This is a genomic window from Psychrobacter sp. Rd 27.2 (assembly GCF_001921755.1).
Lineage (GTDB): Bacteria > Pseudomonadota > Gammaproteobacteria > Pseudomonadales > Moraxellaceae > Psychrobacter > Psychrobacter celer.
On the sequence record NZ_MRYB01000082.1, the window covers coordinates 1 to 433 of the forward strand.

1 pseudogene is annotated in these 433 nt (G+C 49.2%); it reads left to right on the plus strand.

The features are described from left to right. Window positions 1-433, plus strand: a pseudogene (locus BTV99_RS12690) (type I restriction endonuclease subunit R); the annotation flags it as partial.

The window sequence follows — 433 nt, forward strand, 5'->3', positions numbered from 1 at the left end:
TCCTAATCTCAGCTACTATGCCTTTACCGCCACGCCGAAGCCAAAAACCATTGAGCTGTTCGGCCGTCTGCCTAACCCTGACTTGCCCGCCGCCAGCGATAACCTACCAGCTGCTTATCATGTCTATTCTATGCGCCAAGCGATCGAAGAAGGCTTTATCTTAGATGTGCTCAAGAACTACACCAACTACAAAGTGATGTATCAGCTCACTCAAAAGCTGGCTAGCGATGACGATGAAGTCGATGCTCGCCGCGCTAAAATTAAGCTGAATAATTGGGTGCGACTGCATGAGCACAATATCGCGCAGAAAGTTAAGATCATCATTGAGCACTTTAACGACAACATCAAAGGCTTACTCGGCGGGCAAGCCAAAGCCATGGTCGTGACAGGGTCGCGTAAAGAAGCGGTACGCTATAAGCTGGCGTTTGATGAC